The following is a 15,669-nucleotide window of genomic DNA, read 5'->3' as shown; positions in this document are numbered from 1 at the left end:
TTCTCTTAGTGAGAGGCCGCCATCGTCGTCATAGAGACCGAATTTAATCTCCCTTGTTCCAAACATCATGGGCAATGAGCGCGGCCTCTACCCGATTTCGCGCATGAAGCTTGGACAGGATTGCCGTCATGTAGTGCTTCACGGTCTTTTCCTGAAGGTCTAACTCATCAGCGATTTCACGATTACTCAGTCCTTTGGCCACTCGTCGAAGTATTTCTTCCTCACGATGCGTAAGGTCATCGAGAATGCTGCTGTTAACAGACATGCCGGTGTCAGCGTTGATTTGAAGCAATACTCGCGAGGCCAAGCCCGGAGAAACGAACCCTTCACCTGCGGCAATGCTTTGTAAGGAAGCGGTTAGTTCGCTCGCGGTTACTCCCTTCACAATGTACCCAATCGCGCCCGCCTCCAAGGCGTCCGCGACATCGCTGCTGTTCTCTGAGACCGTCAAAATTGCAACGACGGGTGGATTTTCCATTGCAGCAATTTTACGTGTCGCGCTTATCCCGCCACCGGGCATAGAGAGGTCAAGAATAGCTATGTCCGGCTTATGCGTGCCGACCAGCGACACTGCCTCTTCAGCGTTGGACCCAGCGGCCAAAACTTCAAAACCATCAGCTTCATCCAACGTTCGTTGCAAACCATCCCTGAATATCGGGTGATCATCAGCTATTACGACAGACGTAGTCATGATGTGCCTAACTTTCTGGGAAATAGTGTCATAGAAATGGTGGTGCCTTCGCCCGGTCTCGATGCGACTTCGAACCGCCCACCAATACTCTCGACCCGATCTCGCAAGCCCATTAACCCCTGGCCACCATCATCTCGCAACGCGGTTTCTTCTGACTTGTCAAATCCAGGTCCGTCGTCTGTTACCTTCACAACTATGCAGTCGCTCTGCGCCTCAGAGATAACAGTGCACTTGGAAGCTGGAGCATATCTCGCGGCATTGGAAAGCGTCTCCTGAAGGAACCGAAAAACGCACAGCTTGTCGGACAATGACAACTCTGGAGTCTGGCTACCTTGGAATGAAATATCAGGTCGCAACGGGCTGTGTTCGGCATGATCCTCTACGGCTCTGTTCACAACATCAACGAGCGACAGGCTGTCGATATCTGGCGCGGACAGCCCTCGCGATATTGCACGAATTTCAGTCAGAGATTTTTGCAAAGACTGCTGAATTTCTTCTGCCTCCTTAGGCCTTTCGGACTCTTTGGAAAACGCCGCCTCCAGTCTAAGGGCGGCGAGCGACAAGTATTGCGCAGGACCATCATGTAGCTCGGCACCGAGTTTTTTTAGGAACCGATCTGTTTGCGTGGCATATCTTTCTGACGCCTCGACCACACGCAAACGCAGCCGGGCATTCTGCTCGGCCATCCTCTCACTTTCTGTCAGACGCTGATTAAGAAGAGCCCCCTGACGTCGAATTGTTTTGTCACCAATTGCGACAATGGAATACAGAACGATAGTACTTGCCAGAAATGCAGAACCGACGACCAACCAACTTGTTCGCCTGGCCTTGGCCAAATCTATCTCCAGCTGGTCGGCTCTTTCGTAGAACTCCGCAACTGCGATGATCTCGCCGGACCAGAGTTCGCGGATGGGACTGTAAACTTCAAGCAGTGGTATCCCCAATGCCGCCTCGGCGGCGCTCTCGGCATGATCAAGCTCTTCGAAAGAGCCGGAGATGTCACCGTTCCACGCCCGCCTTAGATCATCCGTTGGATTGAAACGGTTTCCAATGATGTCTGTATCCGAGGCATGCGCAATCACACCGCCTTGCTTCCAGAATTTGTAGGAAACGATACGGTCACGCATTGGCTGGGTCATGAAAATCTCGTCCAGCGCCAGGCTCGCCTGGTCTGAGAGGCGGTCGCCATGTGCCAATTCCTGACTGAGCGGGGATACGACGCTTTCCATATATATAGCGGCAGAGTTGGCGGAGTTTTGCACGACTGCGTTCTGGATTCGATTTGACACCCAGACCCCGACGATTGCGGTAGCAGTACCCATCACGAAAATGCTGGCCGCAAGAAACACTCGCGACAACGACCAATTGCCAATCGTCAGGTCGGTTACTTTCACTCTCATCGTGAAATCGACTATGAACTACAATCTCTTACCGCACCACAGACCTTGGTCTGACGCGATCTGGCTAAATCTCATACCCTTTGATTCCGCTCAGCGGCCAGAGTCAGATATCATCCATCGTTCTCAGTCTTTGCAGCATCGGGTATTGAACGTTTCCGCTATCACAATTGGCCGTAAGCTCACATAAGGCGTGCTCCAGGCGTCTGAGCTCATCAATCTTGCCTCGAACGTTGGCAATGTGTGCCTCGGCCAATTCTTTCACTGACCGGCAGTCTTCGGCACTTCCTTCTGACAGCTCCAAAAGAGCCTTTGCGTCGGATAGAGGAAACCCCAGATCGCGGCATTTCTTCAAAAACCGAAGTCTTCCCACGTCGTTTGCTGAATAGTGGCGACGATTGTTCAGGGCGCGTGCGGGTCTTGGCACGATACCTTCGCGTTCGTAGTAGCGGATGGCTTCAATCCCGACCCCGGATTGCCGGGAAGCCTCACCTATCGCAATCATGTGAAGTGCCTCCACTTGATCCTGTAGTTACTACAGGAGTTATACGCTGTTAGCGTCCATGCCTCAACACAATCAAATCGAGCACCTTGGGAGCAAAAGATGAAGAAATATGTGACCCTCAGCTACCTGGGATCGGTTTCCGCTCTGGGGGTCGCAACATGCTGTGTCCTTCCAATGGCTATGATGTTGCTCGGCTTGGGTGGCAGTTGGTTGGCGGTATTCGGAAGAATAGCGGCAGCAAGCTATTATGTTCTCGCCATCTCAACAGCGCTGGTCGCAGTTTCGTGGTTCTTAGTGCTTCGAAACGGGACGTTGGCAAATCTGAAATGGTGGCTTGTCGGAAGCACGGCGATTACCGCGTCGGCATGGGTCATCGTGTTCAATGAGGCTCAAATCAACGATTATCTAATCATGCAGATGTGAGACAATGACAAAACAAACTGTGGTGCTCGATAGCACATTGACCTGCCCTTGGTGTGGGCACGTTGAAACCGAGAAAATGCCAACTGACTCGTGCCAGTGGTTTTTTGAATGCAAATCATGCAAGTCAGTTTTGAAGCCTTTAGAAGGCGATTGCTGTGTTTTTTGCTCCTACGCAACTGTCCCATGTCCGCCAATTCAAGACGGCAGTTCGTGCTGCGGTTAGAGGCAATGCCAGCTTTCTTTGCATTTCTGACGCTCTACGACCGGGATGCTACTTGGCAGCGAATTGGAGCTTTGTCCGCGTTGCTGACCTTGATTCCGATTGAACCGACTCTATGATCTACCGAAACCGTCAAATGACCGGTCTGAGCCCGTAGCTACCCCGCTTCATTGAATCGATTTGAGAATTTCAGGAGGGTTCGAAGTTACTACATCAATCGTATGGTCAAGCGTGTTGATCTGATAGTGTATCAAATCTCCGGGAAATCCTGATGTCGCCCATGTACTTCGTTCTACAAACTCCAAGTAGAATGATTTCGAGAAAATTCGAAGCCAACCACCGACCGAAGCTTCTTGATTGCCTTGTTGAGTAAACATTTCAGCAGTCACTGAATACGCAACGAAGTCATAAAATCTTAACCGCAACGCATCGCTTTCGAGCTTGATTTCAAGGGGATAAACGCCGTCAATTCCGCCAACGCTTTCTTGTTCAGAGCCCCTTATTGCGGCAGCTATGTCCACGACCAACAGGCTTTGGTTGATGGGCTGAATCTGCTTGGTTAGCCAATTCTCGCTGTCGTTGGCCCAAACAACAGTCGGATGATCGATAGTCTTCCAAAGGTCAGTCATAGAATATCTCAACTACAGCGACTAAGAGACAGCCTTGTTTCATCTTAGTTGGTGGAAACCAAGCCTAGCAACGGCAGCTTTGTCCGCATTGCTGCTGTCCAAGGCTCCAAAACACTGCATCTTTGATTTAAAGTCCGCTTCCAGTGCTTTGCCGCCGTTGCTAGGGCCTAGTGCTGCACTAGCAGCGAAGGTCTGCTTGGTGGCCAGAGGTACTAAGTGAGGGTGCGTTTGTTTGCCTACGCCCCCAGTCAATTACACGTTACCTTTTAGCTATGAAACTGGTTGAGCTCTCGCAGTGCTTTCTCCCGCCTTTCATCCAGGTAATTCGCTAGGTCCTCTATGTGAACACCTCTATGGCTCTTTTGGCTCAAATCAGTTCGTATCAACGGTAGGCGACTTGAAAGTCTTTGATTTTCCTTAGAAGTTTGGCAAGCGACAAGTGTTGAAAGAAGTCATCTCGAACCTGCTTCAATGGGATGATAGGCAAACCGTTGTAGCGTGCGAGTAGTAGAAATCTTGTGTCCATTACGTATTATTCCTGCCTATTGCTGTCGGTCCAATTTTGCACTAACTCGACAAGTCTGAAGCGGCGACGGTTTCCAAGGTGTTAAGTCATGGAAAATAAAAGAAAAAATATTGCTAAAAATGCAACTTTAAGTTGTGCGCCGATGATGGATTGGACGGATCGGCACTGTCGCTATCTGCACCGGCTGCTCAGTAGGCAGGCGTTGCTTTACACGGAAATGGTGACGGCCCCAGCGCTGGTGCGCGGTGGGGCGATGCATTTGCTGAGGTACAGCCCTCAGGAACACCCCGTAGCGCTGCAACTGGGCGGGTCCGATCCAAAGGAATTGGCGCAGGCGGCGCAGCTTGGGACCGAGGTGGGCTATGATGAGGTCAACCTGAACTGCGGCTGCCCTTCGGATCGGGTGCAGTCCGGCACATTTGGGGCGGTTTTGATGAAGGACCCGAGCCGGGTTGCCGAATGCGTATCTGCTATGCGTGAGGTTGTGGATGTTGACGTGACGGTCAAATGCCGGATCGGCGTGGATGAACAAAACCCCGAAGAGATTCTGCCAACATTTCTGGACCAAATCCGCGCGGCCGGTTGCGAACGAGTGACGATCCACGCGCGTAAGGCTTGGTTGCAGGGCCTCAGCCCCAAGGAAAACCGCGATATTCCGCCTTTGGATTATGATCTGGTTCACCGGATGAAGGCGGCATTTCCCGATCTACATATCTCGATCAATGGGGGCATTACCTCTCTGGATCAGGCGCGAACGCATCTTGAGGCAGGGCTGGACGGCGTCATGATCGGGCGCGCGGCCTATCATCAGCCGACCGACATTTTGGCGGAAGCTGACCCGCTGATCTACGGCACCGGGCAGGCGGCTGATCCCGTCGAAGTTGTGCAGGAAATGGTTCCCTATGTTGAGGCTCACCTTGTCGAAGGGGGCCGGTTGCACCAGATCACTCGTCATATGCTGGGCTTGTTTGCCGGTCGCCCCGGTGCGCGGGCCTGGCGGCGGGCCTTGTCGGAAGGCGCGGTGCATGAGGGCGGGGGCCCCGAGGTGATGTTGCAGGCACTGGAGCGCGTGGCGCCTCTGGTCGAGGTTTGAGCGGATCAAGATACGGCCACAGGCCGCTATGGGGGGAAGATGCCCGAGACGATGTTGCTGGCCCAGATGCTGGGCCTTTTGCTTGTAATCGGGGCGCTGGCCGGTGTTCTGGCCGGATTGCTGGGTGTTGGTGGGGGTATCGTGCTGGTGCCCGCCTTTTTCTATGCCTTCCAGACGCTTGGATATGGCGGCCCGCAGTTGATGCAGCTGTGTCTGGCGACCTCTTTGGCGACGATCATCGTGACCTCTGTGCGATCGGTGTTGTCGCACAACAAAAAAGGCGCTGTTGACTGGGAAATTCTGCACGGCTGGGGGCCTGGGATTGCGGTCGGGGCGATCATCGGCGTTCTGGTGGCCTCGGCGCTGCGGACCGAGGTTCTGCAGATTTTGTTTGGCGTTCTGGGGATGGTCATCGGTGCCTATCTTGGGCTAGGCAAATCTGAATGGCGGTTGGGTGACGCCATGCCCAAAGGGATCAAACGTGCCGTACTGTCGCCCCCGGTGGGCTTTCTTTCGGTGTTGATGGGGATCGGAGGCGGCAGTTTCGGCGTGCCACTGATGAGCCTTTACAACACGCCCATTCACCGCGCCGTGGCAACTGCTGCCGGTTTTGGCGTGATCATCGCGGTGCCTTCGGTTCTTGGCTTTCTATTTCTGGATGTTCCGTTGGAACACCGCCCGCCACTGACTATTGGGGCGGTCAATCTGATTGCTTTTGGTATCGTTGTCGTCATGACGACAATCACCGCGCCGTGGGGGGTAAAGCTGGCTCATGCGATGAACCCCAAACCCCTCAGACGCGTGTTTGCCGTGTTCCTGACGCTGGTCGCCCTGAATATGCTGCGTAAGGCACTGGGACTGTGAGTGATTTTCACGAAAATGGCTGGATCCGGTTCCCATTCGATCCAGCGCTGGCCGAATGGGTTGGGCATGCGCTGCCTGCTGCCCGTGCATCTGTCACTGACCCAGCCCATGCCCAATGGCTGGATTGTGAGGGGACATGGTTTATTGGCGTTGACGCGCTGGACAATGACCCGCGGGGCAGGGTTGGGCAATCGAGGGTGTTGTCCGGCCAGGCCATGGATTTCATCACTGATCAGTACGGAGAACTGCCGCTGCACAAGGGGCAGGTCTCGGTCATCTACCCCGGCTATCCACGCCCGCGACAAGGCGAAAGCGCCAGCGCCGGTCAGTATCGGTTAAAGCGGGACGCGGCACATGTGGACGGGTTGCGGCCTGCGGGACCGGATCGGCGGCGGCGGGTGGATGAGCCGCATGCGTGGATATTGGGCATTCCTCTGAACGATGCCAGTATTGATGCCGCCCCCATGGTGCTGTGGGAACGCAGTCATAAAATCCTGCGCGCCGCGTTCAAACACGCGCTGGACGGGCACCCACGCAATAGTCTGCATCAGGTGGATATAACCGAGGCGTATCAGGCTGCGCGCCGCGAAGTATTTGACACTTGCCCACGCATCGAATTGCCCGCCAAACCCGGTGAGGCCTACCTGTTGCACCGTCATTGCCTGCATGGGGTGGCCCCATGGGGCGCCAATGCCTCGGCAGGGGCGGATGGACGCATGATCGCCTATTTCCGCCCCGAGTGCGCCGGGGGAGTAGCCGAATGGATCGAATCCGCCTAACCTCCTGCCATTATTCGGATTTGGAGGTTTTTGATGATTACGGTCCACAGGAATTCGGACGGAGCATTGCTGGAAATCGAACTGTCCGGCGAGGTGACCAGCACTGATTACAGCGAGGTTCTGGTGCCCGCTATCGAGGCCGCATTGACCGAACATGAAAACGTGCGTCTGCTGGCCGTCGTTCAGCCGGAATTCAAGGGTTACGACCTAAGTGCCGCTTGGGCCGATACAAAGCTGGGGCTGAGCCACTGGCGCGGATTTGATCGCATTGGCGTGGCGGCGGATCAGGGTTGGGTAAAGACCAGTATCCGCCTGGCTGCCCCGATCCTGCCATGCCCGGTACAAGTCTTTGCGCTTTCCGAACTGGAGGCCGCCCGCCGCTGGATGCGCGAATCTTTGGGGTCGATTCACGTGGTTGATCTGGGTGGGCCGTGCATTCAGATCAGCCTCTTAGGAAAGCTGGACCCCGACGAATTCAGCCGGGCGGAACGGGACCTCGATAACCTGTTGCAAGCCAAGAAGGGGTTCCGGTTGTTGATCGACTTGCGGGAATTTGACGGCTGGCAGGGTCTGTCAGCGCTGGCATCGCATTTCAAACTGGTTCGGAAACATGCCGGTATGCTGGATCGCGCGGCCATCGTTGGGGACAAAGCGTGGCAACATATGGCGCAACGGGCGGCCAGTCATGTTCTGGGCACGAGAACTCAGTTCTTTGCATCTGAGGATATCGAAAATGCCAAATCCTGGCTGGCTGCCGGGTAGGCCAAGATTAAACCTGACGCTTACGTCAGGTCATGCTAGGTCAGGCTTTGTTTTTCTTGATTGAATGGTCAAAAAACGATTAGCAATGCCATGTTCTTCCGCGTAACCACTTCGGAGGAACCTGAAAACTGAAGCGCGTCGCTGTGGGTTGCCACTCACTCACCACAAGTGTTCGAACTTGATCCCCCTCGAAGTTCAGACCAACCTGCAGCGGCGCAGATTCATTCAATCCCCTAGATTTGGATTGGATTAAGTATCTTTCAGGCGTGCCGCGCGACCGCCCCGGCGTTTGGTCAGCTGGGGTTTGCGTGAGGGCAGATTTTCCATGATCTCAGCGCGCTCGTTGCTGTCCATTTTAGACCAGCGCGAGATTTCATCGATCGTGCGGTAGCAACCGGTACAGATACGTTCGGTCGGGTGAACGACACAGATCTGGATACAGGGGCTTTCGACCTCGTTCCTTTTCCAAACCATGTTCGTCATTGCCGTATCCCGTCGCAACTAAAGAAAGCGCAGCCTGTCCAGCGCCCCTTGCAGAATATAGCCAGCGGCGACGTGATCGATAACCTGTCCGCGACGTTTTCGTGTCGTATCCGCCTCAAGCAGTGCCTTTTCGGCCGCAACCGTGCTGAGCCGTTCGTCCCAGAACCCGATGGAAACTTCGGTCAGCCGCGACAGGTTTCGGGCAAAGGCGCGGGTGGATTGGCAGCGGGGGCCTTCGGTTCCGTCCATGTTTTTCGGCAGACCCAGAATGACACCGCCAATCTCGCGGTCAGCGATCAGTTCAAGCAATCGCGCAGAATCCAGGGTGAATTTTTTGCGCCGCACGGTCTCCAACGGGCTGGCCACACCGCGCATCCGGTCCGAGACGGCGACCCCGATGGTTTTTTCGCCCAGATCCAGACCCATCAGCGCAGTCATCGGCGGCAGGGCGGCAGCAAATTCTTCGAATGCATCGTGAATCATTGTGCGATTCCGGCCTGCAATGCGGCGGCGTCGATCAGTTCGATGGCATCGGCATTTCCCGCAAAGACTTCCATAGCCTCGTTTTTAATGTCGATGGCCCGCTGACCTTCGCCCAACACGCCAAGGGCTGCAATCAGACGCGCCCATTCCTCGGGTGAACCGCCCTCAGAGGCCAGACGTTCAGACAGTTGGTTGACCATGCCCTTGATCATTTCTTGCCGTTCTTCCGGTGTCAGTTCGGCTGCGGCGTCGACGTCACCCTGACTGGGGCCGGGGGCAGCAGGTATTTCAGGCGCGTTGAATACCCCGGCGCGGAAAGCCAGCTCGTCCAATTGGGCCCGAATGGCATCGGCCCATGGCGCGCCGACAGGGGCATCGCGGAGGGCATCGACCCAGACCCGGTATCCAACGTCGGGGCGTCCGATCTGCACCATCATCTGCCCTAGATAGTATTGCGCCGGCCCATGGCGCGGGTCGCGTTTCAGCGCCTGCCTCAATGCCTCTTCAGCCTCGGGCGAGACATAGCCGCCCACGGACAGGATCATCATCTCGGCCAGATGTGAAAAGGCATCGGCGGGTATATCGTCGCCAGACAGCTCGATCACACGTTGCTGGGCTGCGTAAGCGGCGGGAAAATTGCCTGCATTCGCCTCGTGTTGAGCCAGCAGGATATGGCCCTGCAGATCATCGGGGCGTGCTGCAACAGTCTCGCGCAACTGATTCAGAAGATTGGCATAACTCTCATCCAGCTGCGGCAATTGTGCGGGCGGGGCGGCTGCTTCGGCTTCGGCCTGGTTGGGGCGTTCGGCACGCAGAGTTTCGGCTTGCTCCAGCCGCAGCGACAAGGGCTGATCCGGCAGCCCTGCGGCACCCATCTGGCGATACATCCAGATCGCACCGCCCACGACGACAAGCGCGATAACAGCAAAGGCGGTAACGCTGGCCCAGCGAGGAGGTCCGGCGCGATCAACCCCGGCCTGCATCTGCGCGTCGGCGGCCAGAATGCGGCGTGAGATTTCCGTGCGGACCCGGTCTGCGTCGGCCTCGCCGATAACGCCACGGGCCAGATCCTTGTCCACGCCCGCCAGCTGCTCGCGATAGACACGCAGATCATATGCCGCCGCAGGCTCACGCGTTTTGCGGCTGCGGAGCAGGGAAAAGCCCAGGAACAGGGCAATCAGCAGTGCGGTTAGAATGGTGACGACCAGGAACGACATGGTTTCTCCGATATGGCTGCCCTGACTTAGACCTCTCGGCGGGGCGACAAAAGGGACAAATGGCCGCGAGAGGACGTCATGTCGCAATAAAAGGGCGGATGTCGCAATAGTTCGATATTGTGGCGCTGTGCGGCAGGGGTAAAGTGTTCGCGCACGGCATATCTGCGCCAATCACCGAACCGGATGGATTCGCTCATGAAACACTACTCAGCCTTTGCTGTGGCGCGGGAGGCCCTGCGCTATCACACCGGATGGGAGCGCGCGTGGCGCTCGCCCGAACCGAAAAAGCGGTACGACGTGATAATCGTCGGCGCAGGGGGGCATGGTCTGGCGACCGCTTATTATCTTGGCAAGAATTACGGCATCCAGAACGTCGCCGTGATCGAAAAAGGCTGGCTGGGCGGCGGCAACACCGGGCGCAACACGACCATCATCCGGTCGAACTATCTGCAGGACCCGTCGGCGGCGATCTATGAAAAGGCGCGTGGTCTGTACGAGGACCTGAGCCAGGACCTGAACTATAACATCATGTTCAGCCCCCGCGGTGTGATGATGCTGGCGCAGACACAGCACGAAATCCGCGGTTATCAGCGCACCGCCCATGCCAATGCGCTGCAGGGCGTGCAGACGGAGTGGATTGAGCCCGAACGTGTCAAACAGCTGGTTCCGATCATCAATATCGACGGTCCGCGCTATCCGGTTCTGGGGGCTCTGTGGCAAGAACGCGGTGGCACTGCGCGGCACGACGCCGTGGCATGGGGCTATGCCCGTGCGTGTTCGGCAATGGGCATGGACATCATCCAGCAATGCGAAGTCACAGGTGTGCGTTCTCAGGACGGCCGTGTCGTTGGCGTAGATACCACCAAAGGTGCTATCGATTGCGAAAAGCTGGGCATCGTGGTCGCAGGCCATTCAGGTCAGCTGGCCGAGATGGCAGGCTTCCGTCTTCCGCTTGAGGCGATCGCCCTGCAAGCGCTGGTCTCCGAGCCGATCAAGCCTTGCATGGATGTGGTCGTGATGGCCAACACCGTGCACGGTTACATGTCTCAGTCCGACAAGGGTGAGATGGTGATTGGTGGCGGTACTGATGCCTATAACAACTTCACTCAGCGCGGGTCCTTCCACCATATCGAGGAAACCGTCCGCGCGTTGGTCGAGACCTTCCCGATGATTTCGCGTCTGAAGATGCTGCGCCAGTGGGGTGGTATCGTGGACATGACCGGTGACCGCTCGCCCATCCTGTCGAAGACGCCGCTACAAGGCTGCTTCATCAACGGTGGTTGGGGCACAGGTGGCTTCAAGGCAATCCCGGGGTCCGGCTGGGGGATGGCGCAGTTGATGGCCACCGGCCATTCGCCGCTGACCGAAGCGTTTTCGCTGGACCGTTTCAAAGAGGGCCGCTTCATCGACGAAAGCGTTGCCGCCGGGGTGGCGCACTAAGGGCGCTGCTCGAGGTTGCCCACAAACAGAATTCAGGTCGGCCATTGTGCCGACCGACCGCCAAAAGGATGAACACATGCTGATCCTGAATTGCCCGTATTGCGGCGTCGACGCCGAAGAAACCGAACTGGCCGCTGGTGGCGAGGCGCATCTGAAGCGTTTCGGTCCGGGCTCGTCGGATGACGAGTTCCACGACTACCTGTTCATGCGCGAAAACCCCAAAGGCGTCCATTTGGAACGCTGGCGCCACGCAAATGGCTGTGGCAAGTGGTTCCACGCCGCGCGCTGTACCCAGACGCTTGAGGTGTTTGGCACGTATTCCGCACAGGTCACCGAACCTCCGAAAGAGATTAAGGATGCCATCTCGGCCAAGCGCCCCGGCTGGACTTGGAGAGAGTTCGAATGACCCGCGTCACCACCCGTAATTCCGCCTGCGAAAGGTCCGCAACATGAGCACCCGTCTCGCAAAACAAGGCCGGCTGATTGACCGGTCGAAACAGGTCACCTTTACCTTCAACGGCACCTCGATGCAGGGGTACGAGGGCGATACGCTCGCCTCGGCCCTGCTGGCCAATGATCAGATGATGATGGGCCGGTCGTTCAAGTATCACCGCCCGCGCGGCGTTGTCGCCAGCGGCGCGGAAGAGCCGAACGCACTGGTCGGTCTGGGGCAGGGCAACCGGTTCGAGCCGAACCAGCGCGCCACCACGACCGAGTTGTTCAACGGTCTGACCGCGATTTCACAGAACCACTGGCCGAACCTTGAATTCGACATCGGGGCGGTGAACACGCATCTGTCTCGCTTTCTGCCGGCTGGCTTCTACTACAAGATGTTCATCCACCCCAAGCCGTTCTGGAAACACGTTTATGAGCCGTTCATCCGCCAGTCGGCCGGTCTGGGCAAAGCGCCCGACAAAGACAACCGCGACGCGGACACCTATGAGCATTTTTATGCCTTCACCGATGTTCTGATAATCGGCGGTGGTGTGGCTGGTCTGCAGGCCGCAAAGGCGGCGGCTGCGTCCGGTGCCAAGGTGATGCTGATCGAACAAACGGCACACTGGGGCGGTCGCGCCCCGGTCGATGGGGGCACCGTTGATGGCGCACCTGTGGATAAGTTCGTGGATCAATTGGTTTCCGAACTGGAAACAATGGATAACGTTACCATGCGATTGCGCTGCATGGGCGCGGGTGTCTATGACCACGGATATGTGCTGGGATACGAGCGTCTGACTGACCATACTCCGGGCATTCAGGGCCCACGCCACCGCCTGTGGCGCATCCGTGCCAAGCAGGTTGTGACCGCAACCGGTGCAATTGAACGTCCGCTGTCTTTCGCGGGCAACGATGTCCCGGGTGTGATGCTCGCTTCGGCCATGCGCGACTATGTGGTGAACTGGGGTGTCACCCCGGGCGAGCGCGTGATCGTTGCCACCAACAATGACGATGGGTATCGCACCGCGATCATCCTGAAACAGGCCGGGGTGGACGTCCTGCGCGTGATAGATGCACGCGCCGCTGCGGGCCCGATGGCCGAAGAGGCGCGTCAGCTCGGTATCCGGGTGGACCCCGGAAAAGCCGTCGCCAAAGTCAAAGGTGGCAAGCGCGTCAAAAAGGTCGCGATCTGCAATCAGGAAGGTATCGGTGGCGCTCGCGAAGAAGTTGAGTGCGATGCCGTTGCCATGTCGGGTGGCTGGTCTCCGGTCGTTCATTTGTGGTCGCATTGCGGTGGCAAACTGATCTGGGACGACGCGAACGCCCATTTCCGTCCTGACCCCGAACGTCCACCGCTGGGTGCGAATGGCGAGGGCTTTGTCGTAGCTGCCGGTTCCGCCAACGGCCCGCTGGCGCTGAGCGATGTTCTGGCTGACGCACAAACCGCAGGTGAGGCCGCAGCCAATGGCGCGGGTTTCAAACCCAAAATAGCCGACGCGCCGAAGGTTGAAACCACGGCCGAGGCCGCGATGGAGCCGGTCTGGCTGATGCCCGCCAATGCCGAGGTTCAACTGCGCATGAAGTCCTGGCTGGATTTCCAGAACGACGTCAAAGTGTCCGACGTCCAACTGGCGGCGCGTGAAGGCTATGAAAGCGTTGAACACACCAAGCGCTACACGACGCTGGGTATGGCAACGGATCAGGGAAAGTTGAGCAATATCAACGGTCTGGCGATCCTTGCTGATGCGTTGGAGTCCGAGATTCCGAAAGTCGGTACCACCACATTCCGCCCGCCTTATACTCCGATCTCGATGGGGTCGATTGGCGGCGAAGCGCGGGGCGACGTGTTCCAACCGATCCGTCAAACCCCGATGCACGACTGGCACGACAAAAACGGTGCCGATTGGGAGCCGGTCGGCCACTGGCGCCGGACCTATGCTTATGTCCGCCCCGGTGAATCCGTACATGACGCGGTGAATCGCGAGGTCAAGAACACGCGCGAAAACCTCGGCCTGCTGGACGCATCGACGCTGGGCAAGCTGATCGTCAAAGGCTCGGACGCAGGCAAGTTCCTGGACATGATGTACACCAACATGATGTCCACGCTGAAGGTCGGCAAATGCCGCTATGGCCTGATGTGCTCGGAAAACGGCTTTCTGATCGACGATGGCGTTGTTGCCCGCATCGATGAGGACACATGGCTGTGCCACACAACCACCGGCGGAGCGGAACGTATCCACGGCCATATGGAAGAATGGCTGCAGACCGAATGGTGGGACTGGAAAGTTTATGTCGCCAACGTGACCGAGCAATACGCTCAGGTGGCCGTTGTCGGCCCCAACGCCCGCAAGGTATTGGAGAAGCTGGGCGGCATGGATGTGTCCAAAGAGGCGCTGCCGTTCATGGAGTGGCGCGATGGCAAGATCGGCGACTTCGACTGCCGTGCCTATCGCATCTCGTTCTCGGGCGAGCTGTCCTATGAGATCGCCGTTCCTGCGTCTCAGGGGCAGGCGTTCTGGGATGCTCTGGTCGAGGCAGGGCAGGAGTTCGGAGTGATGCCTTATGGCACCGAATGTCTGCACATCCTGCGGGCCGAGAAGGGCTTTATCATGATCGGGGATGAGACCGATGGCACCGTGATCCCCCAAGATCTGGGGCTGCACTGGGCACTGTCCAAGAAGAAAGAGGACTACCTCGGCAAACGCGCCCATTCGCGCACCCATATGGCCGATCCGGACCGCTGGAAACTGGTGGGGCTTGAGACTGTGGATGGTTCCGTTATTCCTGACGGTGCTTACGCAGTAGGCGACGGCGTCAACGCCAACGGCCAGCGTAATATGATCGGTCGCGTTACCTCGACCTATTACTCGGCCAATCTGGGCAAAGGCATCGCCATGGGCCTGATCAAGCACGGACCCGACCGGATGGGTGAGATCGTCGAGTTCCCGGGTACCGACGGCAAATCCTATAAAGCCAAGATCGTGGACCCGATCTTCTATGACAAAGACGGGGAGAAGCAGAATGTCTGAACCCATCAGCGCACTGAATCACGCCGGCTATGACGGTATTGTCAAAGTCGAGGAATGTGGCCTGCAGGGTATGATCACCCTGCGGGGCGACCTGTCCGATAAGGTGCTGGTCAAAGCGGTCAAGGATGCCACAGGCCAGAAAGTACCCGGCCAGCGTGAATCTCTGGTCAATGGTGACACCGGCGTTTGCTGGATGTCCACGGACGAGTTGCTGGTGCTAGTGCCGTATGCCGAGGTGGAGGCCAAGTTGGCCGCAATGGCAAACGCGCTTAGCGGCACACACGCGTTGGCGGTCAATGTCTCGGACGCGCGGGCCGTGTTCCGCATCTCGGGCGCCAGCGCGCGCGAGGTGGTTGGCAAATTGGCCCCGGTCGATCTGTCGGTCGAGGCGTTCCAACCTGGCCAAATCCGCCGCTCGCGCTTGGCGCAAGTGGCAGGGGCGTTCTGGATGGACGACGCCGAGACCTTCCGTGTTGTCTGTTTCCGGTCGGCCGCGGATTACGTGTTCAAACTGCTCAAGGTTGCGGCGCAGCCCGGCAGTGAGGTTGGATTTTATTGACCTCATAAACCCCGCAGAAAAGTTACAAATAACAGCCGCCTTTCCCAAAAAAGGCGGCTGTTTTCTTTTTCATATTGCGCAACATTTTGATGCCCTTTTATGAGAGAGGTGCAAAGGCAGTCTCCCCTTAAGAT

At 57.1% G+C, this 15,669-nt stretch carries 20 protein-coding genes; 10 read left to right on the top strand and 10 right to left on the bottom strand.

Annotation, left to right across the window (positions count from 1 at the left end):
• Positions 1-43: 43 nt before the first annotated feature.
• The 3 genes from ACR0JB_RS07605 to ACR0JB_RS07595 all read right to left on the bottom strand — a co-directional run bounded on the left by ACR0JB_RS07605 (position 44) and on the right by ACR0JB_RS07595 (position 2,593).
• Positions 44-691, bottom strand: a complete 648-nt coding sequence (locus ACR0JB_RS07605) for a response regulator (RefSeq protein ID WP_170577623.1) — start codon at positions 689-691, stop codon at positions 44-46.
• Positions 688-2,091, bottom strand: a complete 1,404-nt coding sequence (locus tag ACR0JB_RS07600) for a sensor histidine kinase (RefSeq protein ID WP_480789790.1) — start codon at positions 2,089-2,091, stop codon at positions 688-690. Before ACR0JB_RS07600 ends, ACR0JB_RS07605 begins: the two co-directional genes overlap by 4 nt.
• 103 nt (positions 2,092-2,194) lie before the next feature.
• The gene (locus tag ACR0JB_RS07595; protein WP_480789789.1) at positions 2,195-2,593 is read right to left on the bottom strand and encodes a MerR family transcriptional regulator; all 399 of its coding nucleotides are present in this window, start codon (positions 2,591-2,593) and stop codon (positions 2,195-2,197) included.
• Between the two features lie 99 nt (positions 2,594-2,692).
• On the opposite strand from ACR0JB_RS07595, the gene ACR0JB_RS07590 reads away from it, so the two are divergent.
• A complete protein-coding gene (locus tag ACR0JB_RS07590) occupies positions 2,693-3,016 on the top strand; it encodes a hypothetical protein (RefSeq protein WP_170505464.1) in 324 nt (107 codons plus the stop codon).
• A 4-nt stretch (positions 3,017-3,020) separates the two neighbouring features.
• Positions 3,021-3,239 (top strand): GDCCVxC domain-containing (seleno)protein, encoded by a 219-nt coding sequence (locus tag ACR0JB_RS07585; RefSeq protein WP_254440492.1) that lies wholly within the window; start codon positions 3,021-3,023, stop codon positions 3,237-3,239.
• 164 nt (positions 3,240-3,403) lie between these two features.
• Here the strand turns inward: ACR0JB_RS07585 and ACR0JB_RS07580 are convergent, their stop codons facing one another.
• From ACR0JB_RS07580 to ACR0JB_RS07570, 3 genes are all read right to left on the bottom strand, one after another.
• Positions 3,404-3,865 carry a hypothetical protein gene (locus ACR0JB_RS07580; RefSeq protein ID WP_480789788.1) on the bottom strand — a complete coding sequence of 154 codons (462 nt, stop codon included), beginning with the start codon at positions 3,863-3,865 and terminating at the stop codon, positions 3,404-3,406.
• Positions 3,866-4,131: 266 nt separating this feature from the next.
• Positions 4,132-4,236 (bottom strand): pyocin activator PrtN family protein, encoded by a 105-nt coding sequence (locus tag ACR0JB_RS07575; protein ID WP_254440493.1) that lies wholly within the window; start codon positions 4,234-4,236, stop codon positions 4,132-4,134.
• 11 nt (positions 4,237-4,247) lie between these two features.
• Positions 4,248-4,391 carry a pyocin activator PrtN family protein gene (locus ACR0JB_RS07570; RefSeq protein WP_254440494.1) on the bottom strand — a complete coding sequence of 48 codons (144 nt, stop codon included), beginning with the start codon at positions 4,389-4,391 and terminating at the stop codon, positions 4,248-4,250.
• Between the two features lie 88 nt (positions 4,392-4,479).
• Between ACR0JB_RS07570 and dusA the strand changes: the two genes are divergently transcribed.
• The 4 genes from dusA to ACR0JB_RS07550 are packed head-to-tail and all read left to right on the top strand — an operon-like array spanning position 4,480 to position 7,889.
• On the top strand, positions 4,480-5,484 hold the full coding sequence (gene dusA, locus ACR0JB_RS07565) for a tRNA dihydrouridine(20/20a) synthase DusA (protein WP_170396297.1): 1,005 nt from the start codon (positions 4,480-4,482) through the stop codon (positions 5,482-5,484).
• 39 nt (positions 5,485-5,523) lie between these two features.
• Positions 5,524-6,348 (top strand): sulfite exporter TauE/SafE family protein, encoded by an 825-nt coding sequence (locus ACR0JB_RS07560; RefSeq protein ID WP_170396295.1) that lies wholly within the window; start codon positions 5,524-5,526, stop codon positions 6,346-6,348.
• A complete protein-coding gene (locus tag ACR0JB_RS07555) occupies positions 6,345-7,127 on the top strand; it encodes a hypothetical protein (RefSeq protein WP_170396294.1) in 783 nt (260 codons plus the stop codon). The genes ACR0JB_RS07560 and ACR0JB_RS07555 overlap by 4 nt, the downstream gene beginning before the upstream one ends.
• Positions 7,128-7,160: 33 nt before the next feature.
• The gene (locus tag ACR0JB_RS07550; RefSeq protein WP_170396292.1) at positions 7,161-7,889 is read left to right on the top strand and encodes a SpoIIAA family protein; all 729 of its coding nucleotides are present in this window, start codon (positions 7,161-7,163) and stop codon (positions 7,887-7,889) included.
• A 249-nt stretch (positions 7,890-8,138) separates the two neighbouring features.
• On the opposite strand, the gene ACR0JB_RS07545 is transcribed toward ACR0JB_RS07550, so the two are convergent.
• The 4 genes from ACR0JB_RS07545 to ACR0JB_RS07530 are packed head-to-tail and all read right to left on the bottom strand — an operon-like array spanning position 8,139 to position 10,269.
• The gene (locus ACR0JB_RS07545; protein WP_170349137.1) at positions 8,139-8,372 is read right to left on the bottom strand and encodes a DUF1289 domain-containing protein; all 234 of its coding nucleotides are present in this window, start codon (positions 8,370-8,372) and stop codon (positions 8,139-8,141) included.
• An 18-nt stretch (positions 8,373-8,390) separates the two neighbouring features.
• Complete coding sequence (gene ruvX / locus ACR0JB_RS07540) at positions 8,391-8,855, bottom strand: Holliday junction resolvase RuvX (RefSeq protein WP_170349136.1); 465 nt, start codon at positions 8,853-8,855, stop codon at positions 8,391-8,393.
• Complete coding sequence (gene ccmI, locus ACR0JB_RS07535; RefSeq protein WP_480789787.1) at positions 8,852-10,072, bottom strand: c-type cytochrome biogenesis protein CcmI; 1,221 nt, start codon at positions 10,070-10,072, stop codon at positions 8,852-8,854. Before ccmI ends, ruvX begins: the two co-directional genes overlap by 4 nt.
• Positions 10,073-10,098: 26 nt before the next feature.
• A complete protein-coding gene (locus tag ACR0JB_RS07530; RefSeq protein WP_170349134.1) occupies positions 10,099-10,269 on the bottom strand; it encodes a hypothetical protein in 171 nt (56 codons plus the stop codon).
• Here ACR0JB_RS07530 and ACR0JB_RS07525 point away from each other — a divergent pair.
• The 4 genes from ACR0JB_RS07525 (at position 10,268) to ACR0JB_RS07510 (ending at position 15,535) form a co-directional block, all read left to right on the top strand.
• Entirely contained in the window at positions 10,268-11,512 is a 1,245-nt protein-coding gene (locus tag ACR0JB_RS07525; RefSeq protein WP_170375896.1) for a sarcosine oxidase subunit beta family protein, read from the top strand. The genes ACR0JB_RS07530 and ACR0JB_RS07525 overlap by 2 nt on opposite strands.
• A gap of 76 nt (positions 11,513-11,588) precedes the next feature.
• Positions 11,589-11,918 carry a sarcosine oxidase subunit delta gene (locus tag ACR0JB_RS07520; protein ID WP_170349132.1) on the top strand — a complete coding sequence of 110 codons (330 nt, stop codon included), beginning with the start codon at positions 11,589-11,591 and terminating at the stop codon, positions 11,916-11,918.
• A 43-nt stretch (positions 11,919-11,961) separates the two neighbouring features.
• Complete coding sequence (locus ACR0JB_RS07515) at positions 11,962-14,976, top strand: sarcosine oxidase subunit alpha family protein (protein WP_480789786.1); 3,015 nt, start codon at positions 11,962-11,964, stop codon at positions 14,974-14,976.
• The gene (locus tag ACR0JB_RS07510) at positions 14,969-15,535 is read left to right on the top strand and encodes a sarcosine oxidase subunit gamma (RefSeq protein WP_170410342.1); all 567 of its coding nucleotides are present in this window, start codon (positions 14,969-14,971) and stop codon (positions 15,533-15,535) included. Before ACR0JB_RS07515 ends, ACR0JB_RS07510 begins: the two co-directional genes overlap by 8 nt.
• Positions 15,536-15,669 lie beyond the last annotated feature (134 nt).

Source organism: Ruegeria sp. BI7 (genome assembly GCF_056537925.1).
The sequence above is the reverse complement of the archived record's forward strand: the minus strand, read 5'-3'. Positions and strand labels throughout refer to the sequence as shown.